Annotated in this window: 1 protein-coding gene; it reads left to right on the top strand. The window is 65.9% G+C overall.

Annotation, left to right across the window (positions count from 1 at the left end; translation table 11 throughout):
* A partial coding sequence (locus tag IC50_RS32720; RefSeq protein ID WP_035715212.1) for a xanthine dehydrogenase family protein molybdopterin-binding subunit occupies window positions 1–1,842 on the top strand: 1,842 nt, incomplete at its 5' end.
* Between the last annotated feature and the right edge of the window lie 26 nt (window positions 1,843–1,868).

Here is a 1,868-nt window from a genome sequence, read left to right as displayed (position 1 = left end):
GCCAGCCGCGGCATCCGCTCATCGCAGGACTATGTCCGCAAGGGCGGCGCCACCGCGCGCGTGATGCTGATTCAGGCTGCCGCCGATGCGTGGAAAGTGCCGGCCTCCGCATGCACGGCCGCGAACAGCGTCATCACCCATACGCCCTCGGGCCGAACCACGACCTACGGCAAGGTCGCCGAGGCCGCGGCGAAGCTGACGCCGCCGGCGGACGTCAAGCTGAAGGATCCGAAGGACTGGAAGCTGATCGGCAAGGGCGTGAAGCGGCTCGACACCGTCGACAAGACCACCGGCGCCATGATCTACGGCATCGACGTCAAGCTGCCGGGCATGCTGAATGCCGCGATCAAGGACTGCCCCGTATTCGGCGGCAAGCTGAAGAGCTTCGACGAAGCCAAGATCGCCGGCATGAAGGGCGTCAAGAAGGTGGTCAGCGTCGGCGATACCGCGGTCGCTGTCGTCGCCGACACCTGGTGGCACGCCAAGACCGCGCTGGAAGCGTTGCCGATCGTCTGGGACGAAGGCGACAACGCCAAGGTCTCCAGCGCGTCAATTGCGAAATGGCTGGCCGAGGGGCTCGACGATTCGCAGCCGGCCTATGTCGGCAACAAGAACGGCGACGCCAAGGCGGCGATCGCCGGCGCCGCGAAAAAGGTCGAGGCCGTCTACTCCTATCCCTACCAGAACCACGCCACCATGGAGCCGATGAACGCCACCGCAATCTACACGGCGGACAAATGCGAGGTCTGGTGCGGCACGCAGAATGGCGAGGCGGCCTTCGCAGCCGTGCTGGAGGCTTCCGGCCTGCCGGCCGAGAAATGCGACGTGCACAAGGTGATGCCAGGCGGCGGCTTCGGCCGGCGCGGCCAGACCGACTATGTCCGCCAGGCGGTCATGATCGCCAGGCAGATGCCGGGCACGCCGATCAAGCTGTTGTGGTCGCGCGAAGAGGACATGGCGCACGGCAGGTATCACCCGATCACCCAGTGCAAGATGACCGGCGCGTTCGACGCCAACAACAATCTGGTCGCGCTGCACTACCGCCTGTCCGGGCAGTCGATCCTGTTCTCGCTTCGCCCTGAAGCGCTGCAGAGCGGCATGGATCCCGTCGCATTCCAGGGCGTCGCCCAATCCGGCGACGCCGCGTTCGGCTATTCGGTGCCGAACCTTCTGATCGAGCATGCGATGCGAAATCCGCACGTTCCGCCGGGCTTCTGGCGCGGCGTCAACGTCAATCACAACGCGATCTACATGGAATGCTTCATGGACGAGCTGGCCCGGGCCGCAGGCCAGGACCCGCTCGAATTCCGCCGCAGGCTGATGGGCAATCACCCCAAGCACCTCGCGGTGCTCAACGCCGTCGCCGAGAAAATCGGCTGGGACACGCCGGCGCCGCAGGGCGTCTATCGCGGCATCGCGCAGGTCATGGGCTACGGCAGCTATGTCGCCGGCGCCGCCGAGATCTCGGTGACCGACGGCAGCAAGATCAAGGTGCATCGCATCGTCGCCTCCACCGATCCCGGCTACATCGTCAATCCGGCGCAGGTGGAGCGGCAGATCGCCGGCTCCTTCGTCTACGGCCTCTCCGCGCTGTTCTATGGCGGCTGCACCGTCAAGGACGGCAAGATCGAGCAGACCAACTTCGACACCTACAACTCGATGCGCATCAACGAGATGCCGAAGGTGGAAGCGGTGATGGTGCCGAGCGGCGGGTTCTGGGGCGGTGTCGGCGAGCCGACCATCGGCGTCGCGGCGCCGGCCGTGCTCAATGCGTACTTCGCCGCGACCGGCAAGCGCATCCGCTCGGTGCCGCTGCGGGACCAGAACATCACCTTCGCGTAAAGCATGATCCGGACCCGAAGGGCCGC

The sequence above is a fragment of the Bradyrhizobium genomosp. I (2014) genome, assembly GCF_000261685.1.
GTDB lineage: Bacteria > Pseudomonadota > Alphaproteobacteria > Rhizobiales > Xanthobacteraceae > Bradyrhizobium.
This window is presented reverse-complemented; position numbering and strand designations above follow the sequence as displayed.